The sequence below is a fragment of the Bordetella genomosp. 9 genome (genome assembly GCF_002261425.1).
In the GTDB taxonomy this organism is placed as follows: Bacteria; Pseudomonadota; Gammaproteobacteria; order Burkholderiales; family Burkholderiaceae_B; genus Bordetella_C.
On record NZ_NEVJ01000003.1, the window covers coordinates 1,055,571 to 1,073,492 of the forward strand.

At 69.1% G+C, this 17,922-nt stretch carries 13 protein-coding genes; 10 read left to right on the plus strand and 3 right to left on the minus strand.

Going from position 1 to position 17,922, the window contains the following annotated elements:
• Positions 1 to 4: 4 nt before the first annotated feature.
• The 9 genes from glgX to CAL26_RS15865 all read left to right on the plus strand — a co-directional run bounded on the left by glgX (position 5) and on the right by CAL26_RS15865 (position 14,135).
• The gene (gene glgX / locus CAL26_RS15825) at positions 5 to 2,113 is read left to right on the plus strand and encodes a glycogen debranching protein GlgX (RefSeq protein ID WP_094847818.1); all 2,109 of its coding nucleotides are present in this window, start codon (positions 5 to 7) and stop codon (positions 2,111 to 2,113) included.
• The gene (treZ, locus tag CAL26_RS15830; protein ID WP_094847819.1) at positions 2,110 to 3,981 is read left to right on the plus strand and encodes a malto-oligosyltrehalose trehalohydrolase; all 1,872 of its coding nucleotides are present in this window, start codon (positions 2,110 to 2,112) and stop codon (positions 3,979 to 3,981) included. The genes glgX and treZ overlap by 4 nt, the downstream gene beginning before the upstream one ends.
• Positions 3,978 to 6,110 carry a 4-alpha-glucanotransferase gene (gene malQ / locus CAL26_RS15835; RefSeq protein WP_218831557.1) on the plus strand — a complete coding sequence of 711 codons (2,133 nt, stop codon included), beginning with the start codon at positions 3,978 to 3,980 and terminating at the stop codon, positions 6,108 to 6,110. The genes treZ and malQ overlap by 4 nt, the downstream gene beginning before the upstream one ends.
• Entirely contained in the window at positions 6,107 to 8,806 is a 2,700-nt protein-coding gene (treY, locus tag CAL26_RS15840) for a malto-oligosyltrehalose synthase (protein ID WP_094847820.1), read from the plus strand. The genes malQ and treY overlap by 4 nt, the downstream gene beginning before the upstream one ends.
• Positions 8,807 to 8,974: 168 nt before the next feature.
• Entirely contained in the window at positions 8,975 to 9,460 is a 486-nt protein-coding gene (locus CAL26_RS15845) for a MarR family winged helix-turn-helix transcriptional regulator (RefSeq protein ID WP_094847821.1), read from the plus strand.
• Positions 9,457 to 11,526, plus strand: a complete 2,070-nt coding sequence (locus tag CAL26_RS15850) for an FUSC family protein (protein WP_094847822.1) — start codon at positions 9,457 to 9,459, stop codon at positions 11,524 to 11,526. Before CAL26_RS15845 ends, CAL26_RS15850 begins: the two co-directional genes overlap by 4 nt.
• Positions 11,523 to 11,741 carry a DUF1656 domain-containing protein gene (locus CAL26_RS15855; RefSeq protein ID WP_094847823.1) on the plus strand — a complete coding sequence of 73 codons (219 nt, stop codon included), beginning with the start codon at positions 11,523 to 11,525 and terminating at the stop codon, positions 11,739 to 11,741. Before CAL26_RS15850 ends, CAL26_RS15855 begins: the two co-directional genes overlap by 4 nt.
• On the plus strand, positions 11,738 to 12,640 hold the full coding sequence (locus tag CAL26_RS15860; protein ID WP_094847824.1) for an efflux RND transporter periplasmic adaptor subunit: 903 nt from the start codon (positions 11,738 to 11,740) through the stop codon (positions 12,638 to 12,640). Before CAL26_RS15855 ends, CAL26_RS15860 begins: the two co-directional genes overlap by 4 nt.
• 10 nt (positions 12,641 to 12,650) lie before the next feature.
• A complete protein-coding gene (locus CAL26_RS15865; protein WP_094847825.1) occupies positions 12,651 to 14,135 on the plus strand; it encodes an efflux transporter outer membrane subunit in 1,485 nt (494 codons plus the stop codon).
• Here the strand turns inward: CAL26_RS15865 and ypfH are convergent.
• The 3 genes from ypfH to CAL26_RS15880 all read right to left on the minus strand — a co-directional run bounded on the left by ypfH (position 14,132) and on the right by CAL26_RS15880 (position 16,899).
• Complete coding sequence (gene ypfH / locus CAL26_RS15870; protein ID WP_094847826.1) at positions 14,132 to 14,833, minus strand: esterase; 702 nt, start codon at positions 14,831 to 14,833, stop codon at positions 14,132 to 14,134. The two genes, CAL26_RS15865 and ypfH, sit on opposite strands and share 4 nt — an antisense overlap.
• A gap of 98 nt (positions 14,834 to 14,931) precedes the next feature.
• A complete protein-coding gene (locus CAL26_RS15875) occupies positions 14,932 to 15,945 on the minus strand; it encodes a zinc-binding alcohol dehydrogenase family protein (protein WP_094847827.1) in 1,014 nt (337 codons plus the stop codon).
• Between the two features lie 117 nt (positions 15,946 to 16,062).
• Complete coding sequence (locus CAL26_RS15880; RefSeq protein WP_179283374.1) at positions 16,063 to 16,899, minus strand: IclR family transcriptional regulator; 837 nt, start codon at positions 16,897 to 16,899, stop codon at positions 16,063 to 16,065.
• A 248-nt stretch (positions 16,900 to 17,147) separates the two neighbouring features.
• Between CAL26_RS15880 and CAL26_RS15885 the strand changes: the two genes are divergently transcribed.
• A complete protein-coding gene (locus CAL26_RS15885; protein WP_094847829.1) occupies positions 17,148 to 17,918 on the plus strand; it encodes an SDR family NAD(P)-dependent oxidoreductase in 771 nt (256 codons plus the stop codon).
• The last annotated feature ends 4 nt before the right edge of the window (positions 17,919 to 17,922 follow it).

Here is a 17,922-nt window from a genome sequence, read left to right on the forward strand (position 1 = left end):
TCCCATGCCAGGTCCGCTACCCGACCGGCTGTCGCCTGGCCTGCCCTATCCCCTGGGCGCCAGCAGCGATGGCCTGGGCGTGAACTTCGCCGTTTTCTCGGCCAACGCCACGCGTATCGACCTCTGCATCTTCGATGCGCGAGGCCGCAAGGAACTCCGCAGGATGCCGCTGCCGGAATGCACCGACGAGGTCTGGCACGGCTATCTGCCGGACGCCGCCCCGGGACTGGTGTACGGCTACCGCGCCTACGGCCCCTACGATCCCAAGAACGGCCACCGGTTCAACCCCCACAAGCTGCTGCTGGATCCCTACGCGCGGCAACTGGTCGGCCCGCTGCGCTGGACCGACGCGCTGTTCGGCTATCGCACCGGGCACGCCCGCGCCGACCTGACGCCGGACCGGCGCGACAGCGCGCCCGCCATGCCCAAGGGCGTGGTGACGGACGACACCTTCAACTGGGGCGAAACACGCGCGCCGCGCACGCCCTGGGAAAACACCGTCATCTACGAAGCCCACGTGCGCGGCGTGTCGATGCGGCGCGACGATATCTGGCAGCACCTGCGCGGCACCGTCAGCGCCCTGTCGGACCCCCGCTTTATCGACCACCTGCACAAGATCGGCGCGACGGCCATCGAACTGCTGCCGGTCCATGCCTTCCTGCAGGATAAATTCCTGGTGGAAAAAGGGCTGAACAACTATTGGGGCTACAGCACGCTGTCGTACTTCGCGCCCGAGCCGGCCTACCTGCCGCAAGGCGATCCCAACGAGTTGCGCATGGCCATCCGCCGTTTGCAGGCGGCGGGCATCGAGGTCATCCTGGACGTGGTCTACAACCACACCTGCGAAGGCAACGAACTCGGACCCACGCTGTCGTGGCGCGGCCTGGACAACGCCAGCTACTACCGCCTGATCCCGGGCGACGAACGCTATTACATCAACGACACCGGCTGCGGCAATACCGTGAACCTGTCGCACCCGCGCGTGCTGCAGATGGTGCTGGATTCGCTGCGGCACTGGGCGACGTCGTATCGCGTCGACGGCTTCCGTTTCGACCTGGGCGTCACGCTGGGCCGCGAAGGAACGGGCTTCGATCCGGGCTCGGGGTTCTTCGACGCCATCCTGCAGGACCCGGTGCTGTCGCGCCTGAAACTGATATCCGAACCCTGGGACATCGGCCCGGACGGCTACCAGCTGGGGCAGCACCCGCCCGGCTTCGCCGAGTGGAACGACAAATACCGCGACACCGTGCGCCGCTTCTGGCGCGGCGATCCCGGCCAGCGCGGCCACCTGGCCGAACGCATGGCCGGTTCCAGCGACCTGTTCGACCGCCGCCATCGCCGTCCATGGGCATCGGTGAACTTCGTTGCCGCCCATGACGGCTTCACCGTGCGCGACGTGGTGAGCTACAACGAAAAGCACAACGAGGCCAACCTGGAAGACGGCCGCGACGGGCATAACGAAAACTGCAGCCGCAACTGGGGCGTCGAAGGGCCGACCGACGATCCGCAGATCCAGCACGTGCGGCGCCGGCTGCAGCGCGCCATGCTCGCCACCGTACTGCTTTCCTACGGCACGCCCATGCTGCTGGCCGGCGACGAGTTCGGCAACAGCCAGGACGGCAACAACAACGCCTATTGCCAGGACAACCCGATTTCCTGGCTGGACTGGGACCTGGCGAGCGGCCAGGACGGCCGCGACCTGACCGCTTTCGTGGCGCGCATCGCCGCCTGCCGGCGCGAACACGCCAGCCTGCGCAGCACCCGCTACATGAATGCCCATCAGGAAGTGGCGCCCGGCGTGGCCGGGGTGACGTGGTTCGACGTGAACGGCGATCCGATGACGCAGCAGGCCTGGCACGACGCGGAAGGCCGGGCCCTGGGCTTGCGCAGGGCCATCGGCACGCGTGACGGTTTCGACGTCACGCTGACCTTGATGAACGGCAGCGACGTCGACGTTTCGTTCACGCTGCCGCCCGACATGACGTGGCGCATGCTGGCCGATTCCACACGGCCGGAGGTGCCGGAACACAATGTGCACGGCCACCATGTGACCGTGCATGCGCATGGAATCGCACTATTAAGCGGGTACCCCCGCAGCAGGGAGCACGCATGACTAGCACCAACACATCCGCTGGCGCGGAAGACCGCGACGGCGCCAAGGCGCGCCCGGATGCGAGCTCATCCACCGAGGCCGGCGGCGGGCAGGGCCTGCTGCCCTGCTTCGGCGCGTGGCATCTGGCGAACGGCCTGACACGCTTCCGCCTCTGGGCGCCCAACGCCAAGGAGGGCGTGAAGCTGGAGATCGCCGATCGCGAGCCGCTGCCCATGACCGACGTCGGCGATGGCTTCCATGAAATCCAGACCCCCTGCCCGCCCGGCACGCGCTACCGCTATCGCGTCGGCCCGGATCTGAGCGTGCCGGACCCGGCTTCGCGCCTGCAGGCCGGCGACGTCCATGACGACAGCATCGTCACCGGCCCCGATTCCTACGCCTGGACCAACACCGGATGGCGCGGCAGGCCGTGGCGCGAAACCGTGCTCTACGAGCTGCATGCCGGCCTGGCCGGCGGCTACGCCGGCATCGAAGCCAAGCTGCCGGAGCTGGCCGCGCTCGGGATCACGGCGGTCGAGCTGATGCCCATCGCCGACTTTCCCGGCCCGCGCAACTGGGGCTACGACGGCGTGTTGCCCTATGCGCCGGATTGCGCCTACGGCACGCCCGACGAGCTCAAGCGCATGATCGATACGGCGCACGGCCTGGGCATGATGGTGTTCCTGGACGTGGTCTATAACCACTTCGGGCCGGACGGCAACTACCTGTCCGCCTATGCCAGCGATTTCTTCCGTGACGACGTGCATACGCCCTGGGGGGTGGCGATCGACTTCCGCCGCCGCGCGGTCCGGCAGTTCTTTGCCGAGAACGCGCTTTACTGGCTGAACGAATTCCGCTTCGACGGCCTGCGGCTGGATGCGGTGCACGCCATCAAGGATGTGGGCTGGCTGGAGGAAATGGCGGGCTTCGTGCGCACTCATCTGCCTGCCGACCGCATCGTGCACCTGGTGCTGGAAAACGACGACAACCAGGTCCACCCGCTGGAAAACGGCTACCAGGCGCAGTGGAACGACGACGGCCATCACGTGCTGCACCAGTTGCTGACCGGGGAAAGCGAAGGCTACTACAGCGATTACGCCAACCATCCCGCGCAACGGCTGACGCGCGCGTTGAGCGATGGCTTCATCTACCAGGGCGAGACGTCCGAGCACCGCGGCGGCCCGCGCGGCGAACCCAGCGCGCACCTGCCGCCGACGTCCTTCGTGCTGTTCCTGCAGAACCACGACCAGATCGGCAACCGGGCCATGGGCGAGCGCCTGCTGGCCCTGGCCCGCAACGATACGCGGCCGGTGCGCGCGGCGGTGGCGCTGATGCTCCTGGCGCCGCAGATCCCCCTGCTCTTCATGGGCGAGGAACGCGGATCGACCGCGCCTTTCCTGTACTTCACCAGCCATGGCGACGCCCAGCTGGCACAGGCGGTGCGGGACGGCCGACGCAAGGAATTCGAGAAATTCCGCGCCTTCGCGCATCCGGAAACGCGCGACCGCATCCCCGATCCGAACGACGAGGCCACCTATACCCGTTCCGATCCCTTCCAGGCGCCGGCCGATCCGGAATGGCAGGACTACTACCAGGCGCTGCTGCAGCTGCGCCATCGAGTCGTCGTGCCGCGCCTGGATGGCGCGCACTCGCTGGGCGCCCATGTCCTCGGACTGCGCGCCGTCGTGGCGCAATGGCTGCTGGGCGATGGCGCGGTGCTGTCGATCTACGTCAACCTGGGCACGGTGGACGTGCGGCCGGACTGGCTGCAGGAAGACCGTGGCGATGAAACCCTGCTGTTCGAAAGCGAGACCGGCGCCGGCCGCGCGCTGCGCGATGGGCTGCTGCAGCATGGCGTGACGGTCGCCCTGTTGAAGGAATTGGCATGAATGCCCCAGCCATACCGGAAGACGAAGCACAGGCCCTGGCGATGCTGGCGGAACGCGCCGGCATCGCGGTCGACTGGAAGGATGCCCGCGGGCGCCCCCAGCGGGTGCGCGAAGATGTCGTCCGCACCCTGCTGCATGCGCTGGAGCTGCCCGCCGGCGGCCTGCCGCAGATCAGGGACAGCATAGGCAGGCTGGCCGAGGAAGGCGGCGAGCACGACGGCTTCAGGATCGTCGACGCCGGCGCCCCCATCGTCCTGCACGGCGTGCGCGATATGCAGTTCGAACTGGTCGACGAAGCCGGCGAAGCCCGCACGCTGACCGCACATGGCATGGACGGCGGCGACGCCCACCTGCCCGCGCTGGATACCCCGGGCTACTACCGCCTGCGCGGCGACGGCCGCGAATGGACCCTGGCGGTGGCGCCGGGACGCTGCCCCAGCGTGGCCGACGTGCTGGAAACCTCGACGCCGCGCGCCTGGGGCGTGGCCGTGCAGCTGTACAGCCTGCGCCGCGCGCATGAGGGCCAGGCGACGCGTGCCGCCGGGATCGGCGATTTCACCGCCCTGGCGCAGCTGGCCGAAGCGGCGGCCGGACGCGGCGCCGAAGCCATCGCGATCAGCCCGGTGCATGCGATGTTCGCCGCCGATCCCAGCCGCTATAGCCCGTACGCGCCGTCCAGCCGTCTTTTCCTGAACAGCCTGTATGCCGATCCCTGCCAACTGCTGGGCGAACCCGCCGTCGGCGCGGCGCTGAACGCCCTGAACCTGGGCGAAGAGATCATGCGCCTGGACGGCCTGCCCCTGGTGGACTGGCCGGCCGTGGCGCGCCTGCGCATGAAGCTGATGCGCAAGCTCTACGAAGACTTCCGCACCGACGGCACGGCCGCGCTGCACGCCGATTTCGACGCCTTCCGCGCGGCCGGCGGCGAAGCGCTGGAAAGCCATGCGCGCTTCGAAGCCCTGCATGCGCGCCACCTGCCGCCTTTGGGCGACGCCACCGACTGGCGCCATTGGCCCGCCGACCTGCGCGACCCCACGGGACGCGGCGTCAAGACGTGGGCCCATGCCCACGACAAGGACGTCGCCTACCACGTCTTCCTGCAGTGGCTGGCCACGCGCGGCTTGCAGCGGGCGCAGCGCACCGCGCTGGATGCGGGCATGCGCATCGGCCTGATCAGCGATCTGGCGGTGGGCACCGATCCCAGCGGCAGCCACGCCTGGAGCCGGCAGAGCGACATCCTGTCGGACCTGTCGCCCGGCGCCCCGCCGGACGTCTACAACCCCCTGGGCCAGAGCTGGGGATTGACCGCGTTTTCGCCCCGCTCGATGCGCTTGAGCGGCTATTCGGCCTTCCGCGAAATGCTGCGCGCATCGCTGGCCTACACCGGCGGCGTGCGCATCGACCACGTGCTCGGCCTGGCCCGCATGTGGCTCGTGCCGCGCGATGCCTCGCCCAAGGACGGCGCCTACCTGCGCTATCCGCTGGACGACATGCTGCGGCTGGTGGCCCTGGAAGCCTGGCGGCATCGCGCCATCGTCGTCGGCGAGAACCTGGGCACGGTGCCCGAGGGTTTCAACGAGCGCATCGACCGCGCCGGCATGCTCGGCATGGACGTCCTCTGGTTCCAACGCGCCGGTTGGAGCGATCCCACGCCCTTCATGCCGCCGAATGCCTGGTCCGCGTCGTCCATCGCCTTGAGCACCACGCACGACCTGCCCACCGTGGCGGGCTGGTGGACGGGCACCGACATCGGCTGGCGCGCGCGCCTGCAACTGCTGGGCGACGACGAGACCGAGGACGGCCTGCACCAGCAGCGCGCCCGCGATCGCGGCGCGTTGTGGCATGCCATGCGGCAGGCCGGCTGCGCGCCGGACGACGCCCCGCACGATCCGCCGCAGGAAGCGCCCATCGAGGACGTCCTGCGTTTCGTTGCCCATACGCCTTCACCCCTGATGGTCGTTCCGACGGAAGACCTGCTGGGCTTGAACGAGCAGCCCAACCTGCCGGGCACCATCGATCAACATCCCAATTGGCGTCGGCGCCTGGGCGCCGACGCGGCCCGGCTGTTCGAAAGCGAAGCCGTGCGCCGCCGCGCCGACGCCGTAGCCGATACCCGGAGCAAACCATGACCGCGCCCCGCGCAACCGTACGGCTGCAACTGCACCAGGGCTATACCCTGGCCGATGCCCGCGACCATGTGCCCTATTTCGCCCGCCTGGGCGTCAGCCATCTCTATCTTTCGCCGATCACCCGGGCACGGCCCGGGTCGCAACACGGCTACGACGTCGTCGACCATGCCCAGGTCAACCCCGAACTGGGCGGCGAACCGGCGCTGCGCGCGCTGGCCGCCACGGCCCGCGAGGCCGGATTGGGGCTGATCGTCGACATCGTGCCCAATCACATGGCGACCAGTACCGACAATCCCTGGTGGCGCAGCGTGCTGGAGCAGGGCCGCGGCAGTCCTCACGCGGAATGGTTCGACATTACCTGGGACAGCACCGACAAGGATATGCACGACAAAGTGCTGGCGCCTTTCCTGGGCAAGCCCTATGGCGAGGCGCTGGCCGCCGGCGACATCGGCCTGCGTTACGACGCGCAAGCGGACCGCTGCTACGTCGACGTCCACGGTTCCCCCTATCCGCTGGACCCGGCGAGCCTGGACGACGGCGGGCCGCGCGATGCCGGTGCCCTGGCGGACTTCGACCCCGCCACCGATGCAGGCCGCGAGCGCCTGCATGCCTTGCTCGAGCGCCAGCACTACCGCCTGGCGTGGTGGCGCGCGGCGCCGGAAGAAATCAATTGGCGCCGCTTCTTCGAGATCACCGACCTGATCGGCGTGCGCGTGGATCAGCCCGTGGTGTTCGACGCGGTGCACGACATGATCCTGGGCTTCTACGAAGAAGGCCTGATCGACGGCGTGCGCGTGGACCATGTGGACGGCCTGAGCGATCCCATCGGTTACTGCGAGCGCCTGCGCGCCGCGCTGGACGAACGGGTGCAACGCCGCCCCGCCCATCTGCGCGAACAAGACCCGTATCTGGTCATCGAGAAGATCCTGGCCGACGACGAAACGCTGGACGACCGCTGGAAGGTCAACGGCACCACGGGCTACGACTTCATGAGCCAGGTCGGCGCGGTGCTGCATGATCCCAGCGGCGAACAGACCTTGACCGAACTGTGGGAAAGCGTCTCCGGCGATCCCCGGCCCTTCACCGCCATCGCCAACGAGGCGCGCGACCTGATGATGCTGCGCCACTTCCCGGCCGAACGCCTGGCGGCGGCGCGGGCGCTGCATCGCGTGGCGCGGCTGGACCTGCGCACGCGCGACTGGGGCGAATCGGCCATCCAGCGCGTGCTGTGGGAGCTGCTGTCGGTATTCCCGGTGTACCGCATCTACGCCGACGAACGCGGCTGGCATCATATGGACCGCGTTCGCTTCGAACACGCCGCCACCCAGGCCCATGCCCGCATCCGCCTGGACCGCGACGGCGACGACGGGCCGTTGCTGGAGCTGATGTCCGGCTGGCTGGGCGGCGAGGCGCCGGAAAACTTCCCGCCCGAGCAATGCATGGCGCGCCGCGAGGCCATCCGCCGCTTCCAGCAGCTGACGCCGCCGCTGACCGCCAAATCGCTGGAAGATACCGCCTTCTACCGCTACGGCAGGCTGCTGTCGCGCAACGAAGTGGGCGCCGATCCCGGATTGTTCTGCATGGCGCCGGACGTCTTTCATCGGCGCTGTTCGTCGCGCGGCCGGCATTTTCCCCATGCCATGGTCGCCACCGCCACGCACGACCACAAGCGCGGCGAAGACACGCGCTCGCGCCTCGCCGCGCTGAGCGAAGTATCCGCGCAATGGGCCGACACCGTACTGGACTGGATGAACCGGCACGTGCCGGCCACGTATAGCGGCGCGGGCACGCTGTCGCCGCACCCGGGCGACGTCTATATGCTTCTGCAGACGCTGGTGGCCGCCTGGCCGCTCGCGCTGGCACCGGACGACGAGGCTGGGCTGCAGGCCTTCGGCGATCGCGTGTCGGCCTGGCAGCAGAAGGCCCTGCGCGAAGCCAAGCTGCGCACCAGCTGGGTGGTGCCGGACGCCACTTATGAAGCGGCGTGCGAGGACGTGCTGCGCAAGTTGCTGCAGCCCGCCACCGAGCCTGACTCGCCGGCCCGTGAGATCGCCGCCTTCGCCAACCGCATCGCGCCCGCCGGCGCCGTCAACAGCCTGTCGCAGACGCTGTTGCGCATGACCGTTCCGGGCGTGCCGGACCTGTACCAGGGCACCGAGTTCTGGGATTTCAGCCTGGTCGATCCGGACAACCGCGCGCCGGTGGACTATGCCGCCCGCATGGCCGCGCTGGACGCGGGCGATGCGCACGATCCCGACGCGCTGCTGGCCAACTGGCGGGATGGCCGGCTGAAGCAAGCCATCGTGCGCGGCGCGCTGCAGGCGCGGCGCGACTATGCCGACATCTTCGCCGAAGGCAACTATGTGCCGCTGCCCATCCTGGGCTCGCGCGGCGCGAATATCCTGGCTTTCCTGCGCTGCCTGGAGGATCGCTGCGTGTTCGTCCTGGCGCCGCGCCTGTGCAGCCAGGGCCTGCGCGACGAAGCGGGCGACGATCCGTCAGGCGCCTCCACGGCCCTGCCGCGTATCGATGGCGATTTCTGGGACACCACGGCCGTCGTGCTGCCCCACCGCTACGCGGGCGCGGTGTTGCGCGATGCCCTCAGCGGACGCGAGCGCCGGGTCGGCGCCGACAGCATCCTGCCCCTGGCCGAGGCCCTGGCCGATTTCCCGGTCGCGCTGCTGGTGGCCGACTGAGGCGGCCGGGTAACCGGCCGCCTGCACATCCAAGGCGCGCCGCATGCTGTCCATAGCGGACTAGCGTGCGGCCGCGCCGGGAAAAAGCCGCTTGATGGAAAAGTGTTTCCCGTGCGCAGGCCGCCAGGCAAATCGATAGGAAACTATTAATTAACATATAATCCTTTCATGAAAAAGCCCACCGACGCCTGCCTCGCGGCGATGACCAGCCATCTGCTGACCCTGCACCGCGCCTACCGCGCCGCGGCGGATAAGGCCCTGGCCGATTACGGCCTGTCGCAGGCCACCGCCTGGCCGGTCATCTGGCTGGGCCGGCTGGGCGACGGCGTGCGCCAGGGCGTCCTGGCGGAAGCCATGGGCGTCGAAGGCCCTTCGGTGGTGCGTCTCGTGGATCAGCTCGAATCCGCCGGCCTGCTGGAACGGCACGAGGATCCACTGGACCGCCGCGCCAAGACACTGCACATGACGCCGGCGGGCGAGGCCCTGCGCGCCCGCGTGGAAGAAATGCTGGTGCATTTGCGCCGCCAGGTCTTCCGCGGGGTGGACGCGGCCGATGCCGAGGCCTGCGTGCGCGTATTCGAAAGCATCAAGACCTCGCTCATGCACATCGAGCCCATTCCGCTCAGCGCCGCGCGGCGGGAGCGTGGGCAATGAAACCGCCGACAGCCGAAGAGACGCTGTTTTCCATCAAGGCCTATATCGGCGCGATGGCGGCGCTCTATCTATCCATGCTGATCGACCTGCCGCGCCCATTCTGGGCCGTGACGACCGCCTATATCGTGTCGCAACCCTGGGCCGGCGCCGTGCGCTCCAAGGCCATATTCCGGCTGGGGGGCACCTTCTTCGGCTGCGCGGCGATGGTCTACCTGGTGCCGAAGTTCGCCAACTATCCCGTGCTGATGGTGCTGGCGCTGTCGCTGTGGCTGGGCGTCTGCCTGTACCTGGCTGTGCTGGACCGTACGCCGCGTTCCTATCTGTTCATGCTGGCCGGGTATACCGCCGCGATGATAGGGCTGCCGAGCGTGACGGCGCCCGAAACGGTGTTCGATACCGGCCTGGCGCGGGTGGAAGAAATCACCGCCGGCATCCTCTGCGCCATGCTCGCGCACGTGCTCATCCTGCCGCGCGGCATCGGCGGCGCGGTGATCGGCAAGCTGGACCAGACGCTGCGCGACGCCCGGCTGTGGGTGCAGGACGCCCTGCGCGGCGACACCGCCACGCAAAGCGCCAAGGACCGCCGGGCCCTGGCCAACGACATCACCCAGTTGCGCCTGCTGGCGACGCACGTGCCCTATGACACCGGCAATATCCGTTGGACGGCAAGCTCGGTGACGGCCATGCAGGACCGCATGGCGGCCTTGACGCCCACCGTTTCGTCGCTGGAAGACCGGCTGCGGGCGCTGCGCGCCTTGGGGCGTCCGTTGCCGCCGGCGCTACCGGCGCTGCTGGACGACATTTCGGCCTGGGTCGAGGCCGGGTCGCGCGGCGATCCCATGCGGGCCGCGGCGCTGCGCCCCCGCGTGGATGCCCTGGCGCCCGACGTCGACGCCGGCGCTGGCTGGCATGACCTGCTGCTGGTCAGCCTGACGGCGCGGCTGCGCGAACTGATCGACCATTGCGACCGCGGTTTCGCCCTGCGGCGCGACATCCAGGCCGGCCTGTCCGGCGCGCCCGCGCGTCTCTCGCGTCATGCGGCGACGTCGAATCGCGCCCTGCACCACGATCGTGGCATCGCCCTGCTGTCGTCGGTCTCCGCGGCCGTGGCGATCGGCGTGGTCTGCGCGTTCTGGATAGGCACGGCGTGGACCAACGGCGCCACAGCGGCCATGATGGCGGCGATATTCAGCTGCTTCTTCGCCTCGCAGGACGACCCGGTGCCGGGCATACGCCAGTTCCTGGTCTATACGGTCGTGTCCATCCCGCTCTCCGCGCTCTACCTGCTGGTCGTGCTGCCGGCCGTCCACTCCTTCGAGATGGTGGCGCTGGCGATGTTCCCGGTGTGCTTCGCCTGCGGCGTCTATATCGCGCGTCCGGCGCACACGGGCAAGGCGATGGCGGTTTTCTTCGGGTTCTCCGGCACCCTGGCGCTGCACGACACCAATACCGCCGACCTGGTGTCCTTCATGGACACGATGATCGCGCAGATCATCGGCGTGGGCAGCGCGGCCGTGGTGGCGGCCTTGCTGCGCCGTATCAGCGGCGAATACAGCGCCCGCCGCATCCAGGCGGCCAACTGGCGCGAACTGGCCGCCATGGCGGCGGCTGACCGGCCGCCCGCCGGCGACAGCTACACCGTGCGCATGCTGGACCGCATCGGCCTGCTGTACACACGGATGGCCGCGCGCAGTAGCAACGACACACCGGTGGAAGAAGACACGCTGCTGGATCTGCGCGTGGGCAACGAGATCGCCGAACTGCAGCGCGCGCGCCGCGAACTGCCCGTCGCGGATGCCGCGATCCGGCCGGTGCTTTCCTGCCTGGCGGAGTGGTTCCGCGGCCGCATCCGTGGACGCGGCGCCATGCCCGACACCTTCCTGCCGCGGCTCGACCAGGCGCTGGCGCGGGTCAATGGCGCCCCGGCGGGTTCGGCGCGCGAGCGCGCCATCGTCGCGCTGGTGGGCCTGCGGCGCGGACTGTTTCCGCAGGCATCCGATTACGTGCCGGCGTTTTCGACCGCACCGGCCGCCGTGCCGGGCGCCCAACCAGGAGCCCCGTCATGATCGGTGAAGTCAGTCTCTACGGCATCTATATGCCCTGGCTGCTGGTGCTGGCGACCCTGACGCTGGGCGTCGCCTGGTTCGTGCGACGCCTGCTGGCACTCACCGGCCTCTACCGGCTGGTCTGGCATCCCGCCTTGTTCGACCTGGCGCTGTACATCGTGCTGCTGTACGGCATGGTCTGGATTTCACCGCACGTTTTTTCGAGATTGTCATGAAGGTTCCCTCCCTGCCTGGCCCGCTCGCGTGGGCACGATTCGCCGTTACCGCCCTGCTGGTCGTCGCCGCCGTGATCGCCGGCCGCCATCTGTGGGCGCACTACGAACTGGAACCATGGACCCGCGACGGCCGCGTCAAGGCCTACGTCGTCCAGGTCGCGCCGGACGTCTCCGGTCTGGTCACCGCCGTGCCGGTGCATGACAACCAGGACGTCAAGGCTGGCGACGTGCTGTTCGAAATCGACCGTGCGCGTTTCCAACTGGCCTACGACCAGGCCAAGGCCGCCCTCGGATCGCAGACGGTGGCGCTGCAGCAGGCCAACCGCGACGCGCGCCGCAACCGCGAACTGGGACAACTGGTGTCGGCGGAAATCCGCGAGCAGAGCCAGACCCGCGTCGAACAGGCCGAAGCCGCGCTGGCGCAGGCCAAGGTGTCGTTGAACGAGGCCAGCCTGAACCTGGAGCGCAGCCGCGTGGTGGCGGCCACGAATGGCCGCGTCACCAACCTGGACCTGCGCGTCGGCGCCTATGCCGCGGCGGGCCGGCCCGTGATGGCGCTGGTGGACTCCGCCAGCTTCTACGTCGAAGGCTATTTCGAGGAAACCAAGCTGCCGCGCATCCATGAAGGCGACGTGGCGACCATCGCGCTGATGGGCGAACCGCGCACGCTGCGCGGCCACGTCGAAAGCATCGCCCTGGGCATCGCCGATCGCGACCGCAGCAGCGCCGCCAACATGCTGCCCAATGTGAATCCCAATTTCAATTGGGTGCGCCTGGCCCAGCGTATTCCCGTGCGCGTGCAGATCGACGCGGTGCCCGACGGCGTGCGCCTGGTCGCCGGCCAGACGGCGACGGTGTCGCTGGTGGGCGGCGACAAGCTGGCGCTCCAGGGGTTCTGAGGACGACATCATGCAAGCCATCCGTTTCGTCCTTGCCGCGGCCGCGGCGGCCACGCTGGCCGCCTGCACGACCGTCGGGCCCGACTACCACGTGCCGGCCGGGGCCGTTGCCGAACGCCCCACCGCGTCCGCGCCATTCAGCGGCGTGCGCAGCGGCGTGCGCAGCGGCGTGCGCAGCGGCGTGCGCGATGACGCCATCTTCCAGGCCAATGCGGTGCCGGGCGAATGGTGGCGGCTGTATGACGATCCGGCCATGAACGCGTTGGTCGCCAAGGCCATGGACGCCAATACCGACCTGCGGGTCGCCGCGGCGAATCTGGAACGCGCCGACGCCATCCTGCGCGAAACGCAGGCGCAGACGCGGCCGTCCGCGACCTTGAACGCCTCCCCCACCTATGGGCATGTGTCGGGTATCCAGGAACTGGCGCCGGATTATCGGCCGCCCAATGCCTGGTCCTACAGCGGCAGCGCGGGCATCTCCTACCAGGTGGACCTGGTGGGCCAGATCCGCCGCACCATCGAGGCCGCGGGCGCCGATCGCGATGCCGCCCAGGCCGCCTACGATGCGACCCGCGCCGCCGTGGCGGCGCAGACCATCCGCGCCTACACCACGGCGTGCGCGGCCGGCATGCAGCTGGCATCGGCGCAGCATTCCGTCGACGTGCAGAACGAATCGGTGCAGGCCACCGACCGCCTGCAGCGCCTGGGCCGCGGCACCACGCTGGACGTGACGCGCGCGCGCAGCCAATTGGAGCAGTTGCGCGCCAACCTGCCGCCCCTGCAGGCGGAGCGGCGCACGGCCTTGTTCCAGCTCGCCACCTTGACGGGCGACACGCCGGCCCAGTTCCCGCCGCAGCTGGCCGACTGCGCCGCCGTGCCCACGCTGCGCCAGCCCATACCGGTGGGCGACGGCGCCGCCCTGTTGCGGCGTCGCGCCGACATCCGCCAGGCCGAGCGCAGCCTGGCCGCGGCCAACGCGCGCATCGGCGTGGCCACGGCCGATCTGTATCCCAAGATCACGCTGGGGCTGTCGGCCGGCTCGGCGGGTCCGGCGCAGTATTTCGGCAACGCCAGTACCTTCAGCTGGAGCGTCGGCCCGCTGATTTCCTGGACGATCCCGAACACGGGCGCGGTACAGGCGCGCATCGCCGAAGCGGAAGCCGCCACGCGCGCCGCGTATGCGCGGTTCGACGCCACGGTGTTGAACGCCCTGCGCGAGACCGAAAGCGCGCTGGAGAACTACGCACGCGAACTGGACCGCGACGCGTCGCTGCGGGCGGCGCGCGACCAGGGCGCCGAAGCCGCGCGCCAGGCGCGCATGCTGTACCAGTATGGCAAGACGGATTACCTGACCGTGCTGGACGCGGAACGCACGCTGGCCAGCAATGAAAGCGCGCTGGCCGCGTCGCAGGCCCAGCTGGCCAACGACCAGATCACGCTGTTCCTGGCGTTGGGCGGCGGCTGGCAGACGACGGACGGCACCACGCGCCGCTAGTGCAGCACCGTCCCCGGCGGCGGCGCCTGGTTCAGGCCCAGCGCCGCTTCCCAGCTGCGTAGCGGCACGCAGGTCTGCAGCCGCACCACCGCGCGTTCGATCAGCGCGGGATGCAGCTCATGCCCCACGCGCGTCGCGATGTCGATGGTGGAATCCCCATGCAGGGCATCGAGCCTGGCCTGCGCCTGCCGTGCGTGGTCGGCCGGTATGACGCTGTCGTCGGCGCCGTGCAGCAAATGGATGGTCGTGTATTGCGGCGGGCTTTGCGGCATGGACGCATAACGCCCGGAAAACGCCAGCACACGGCCGGCCAGGCCGTCATGCGCCGCGGTGGCTTCCAGCGCCATGATGGCGCCCTGCGAAAACCCCGCCAGCGCGGTGTCGGTTTGCAGCAGATGAAAGCGCAGCTGCGCGGCGCGTATGTATTCCACCAGGGGCGGCAGCGCCGACGCCACGCGCGCCGGGCGATTGTGCTCGTCGATGCCGCGCGTGGAAAACCACTGGCGGCCTTCCCCCGCGCCGTCATACGGTTCGAAACCCGCCGGCACCACGATGGCCGACTGGGGAAAGGCGCGGCGCACCGCGGCCGCCAGGTCGCGCATGTCCGCGGGCGTGCCGTCCGCGCCATGCAGCAGGATGAACAGTTGCCGCACGTCGCCTTCGACAGGCACGTATTCGATATCGCTGGAAAAACTCATAGGCTGCTCCGGTTCGGCAGCGGCGGCCCGAGCCGCCCATGAGCGTCATTCTAGGCCTGTTCGGCAATCTGTCGGCCAGGCCGGCCAGGCCCGGCCGGTCAGGACCCGAAGCCTTCCAGCACGATCTTGCCGCGCGCCTTGCCGCTTTCCTGCGCCGCATGAGCACGCCGCAGGTTGGCGGCGTCGATGCGGCCGAAGTGCTCGCCCAGCGTCGAACGCAACATGCCCTCGTCCACCAGCCGCGCCACGCGTTCCAGGATTTCGTGCTGGCGGATCATGTCGTCGGTCTGGAAGAGCGAACGGGTGAACATCAGCTCCCAGTGCAGCGAGATGGCCTTGCGCTTGAGCGGGACGGCGTCCAGGGTCGCCGGATCGTCGATCACGCCGAGCCTGCCCTGCGGCGCCAGCGCTTCGATCAGTTGCGGGTAATGGCTATCGGTATGCGTCAGGCTGGCCACATGGGTGACCGCCGGCACGCCGACGCGCTTCAGTTCGTCCACCAGGCCGCGATGATGATCGATGACGTGGTGCGCGCCCAGCTGCCGCACCCAGTCCTGGGTTTCCGGCCGCGAGGCGGTGGCGATGACGGTCATGCGCGTCAGCCGGCTGGCGATCTGCGTCAGGATGGAGCCCACGCCACCGGCGCCGCCGACGATCAGCAGGCTCTGGCCCTCGCCGCCGCCCTCGGCCACGCCCAGGCGGTCGAACAGCAGTTCCCAGGCGGTGATCGCGGTCAGCGGCAACGCGGCCGCATTGGCATAGTCCAGGGTGGCGGGCTTGTGCCCCGCGATGCGCTCGTCGACCAGCGCGTACTCCGCGTTGCAGCCCGGGCGCACGAGCGAGCCGGCGTAGAACACCTCGTCGCCGGGCTTGAAGAGCGTCACGTCCGCACCCACGGCGGTGACCACGCCGGCGGCATCCCAGCCCAGGATGCGTTGGCCATCCGGGGCCATGCCGCGCCGGACCTTGGTGTCGACGGGGTTGACGGCGATGGCGTGGATGCGCACCAGCAGGTCGCGCGCGCCCGGCGTGGGCACGGCGACGTCGGCGTCGTAAAGCGCGCGGGGATCTTCAGGCTCCAGGCCGGCCTGGTCGTAGACGATGGCTTTCATGATTACCTCTGCTTCAGGATGGTGGGACGCATTATGTCCGCGGCGCGGCCGGCGAAAAAACCGCATCCGCGCGAAAACAGCTGCTCCGGAATCAGGATAATCCGATCCGCCGCCGCGTCAGGATGCCTGCGGCGACCGATACCCCAATTGCGCCGAGAGGGCGCCGGCCGCGTCGCGCAAGGCGGCGATGATGCCGTCGACGTCCGCGTGTTCCCAGCGGAAGGTCGGAATCAGGAATCCCAGGCTGCCCACCACCTGCCCTTCCGCGTCGAAGAACGGCGCGCCCACGCCGACGGTATTGGGCGTGCGGTGCGAATAGGTGACGGCATGGCCGTCGCCGCGTATGCGTTCCAGGGCGGCCATGATCTCGGCCGGGTCGGGCGCCAGGCCCTGCACCGGCGACGGACCGCTGGCCGCGATCGCCGCATCGATTTCCGCCGGATCCAGATGGGCCAGGATGACGCGCGCCGTCGCGCCCCAGACCAGGGGCTCCAGCACGTTCAGCCGGATGTTGTACCGCATGGGATCGTCGGGCGATCCGCTGGCGGCGTGGAACATTTTCAGCTGCCGGCGCTCCAGCAGCGTCAGCAGCGACGTCTCGTGAAAGCGTTCGGACAGCCGCTGCAGATAGGGTTCGGCCAGCCGCCGATACGGCATGTGGCCGCCCAGCTTGGCGGCCATGCGATAGATCTCCAGCCCCGGGCCGAACGTACCGCCAGCCTCATGGCCGGCGTAATCGTTGTCCCGCAGGGTGGCCAGCAGGCGATGCACCGTGCTGCGCGGCAGATTCAGGCGATACGCCAGCGCCTGCGCCGATTCGCCGGGATGGTCGACCAGGCACTGCAGCAGCAGCAGGATGCGCTTGACCGTGCTGGTTTCCTTGGCTTCGCCTGCCGCTGTCGCCGCTGTCGCCGCTGTGGCCGCTTTGGCGCCTGCCGTCGTCTTCGCTTTCATCGTGCTCCACATGCCTGGATGGTCCGGGCGGGATTGTAGAAGCCCGCCCGGCCCGCCGCCCGCCCGCCCTGCCTGGACAGGTGCCCGGCGTTGACAAGACGCATCGGCCTCCCGCAGAATTATCATTAAACGGACATATGTCCCACTGAATGAGACAGAACAGAATAACACCGGGCGCGGCGCCTCGCAACGCCCTGAACGCCCCCACGCCGGCGCCGCCGGCCCAACCTTCCAGGCAGAGAGACACCATGGAACTGAATTTCGAAGGACGCACCGCCCTGGTCACGGGCGCCAGCCAAGGCATCGGCCGCACCACCGCCCGCATGCTGGCCCTGTCCGGCGCCAACGTGGTCGCCGTGGCCCGGCGCGTCGAGCTGGTCGAACAGAGCGCAGCGGAAATCGCCGGGCAGGTCGCCAGGCAGGGCAAAGGCGGCAGGATCATTCCCCTGGCGGCGGACTTCTACGACGAAGCCACGCCGGACCGCGTCGCCGCGGAAGCGCAGCGCCTGCTGGGCCGCGTCGACATCCTGATGAACGCCGCCGGCGCCAGCCGGCCCGTGCCCTTCGAAGCCACGCGCGATCAATGGCATGAAGGCATGCTGCTGAACTTCTTCCGCATCCGCGAACTGACGCACGCCGTGGTGCCCGGCATGAAGCAGAACGGCTGGGGCCGCATCGTCACCTTCACCGGCACGTCCGAACCGCGCATGCTGAACGCCGCCTTCACGGCCAAGGCCGCCGTGCACGTCTGGTCCAAGGGGCTGTCGCGCGAAGTCGCGCCTTACGGCGTCACGATGAACTGCCTGCAACCGGGCCGCATCCGCAGCGAACAGATTTCCAAGCGCTACCCCACCCCTGAAAGCGAACGCGAGTACGCCCAGGCGGAAATCCCCGTGGGCCGCTTCGGCGAACCGGAGGAAATCGCTGCGGTGGCGCTGTTCCTGGCGTCGGACCAGGCACGGTACGTCACCGGCACCGTCATCCCCGTGGATGGCGGCTCCAGCCGCTTCGCGTTCTGATCGC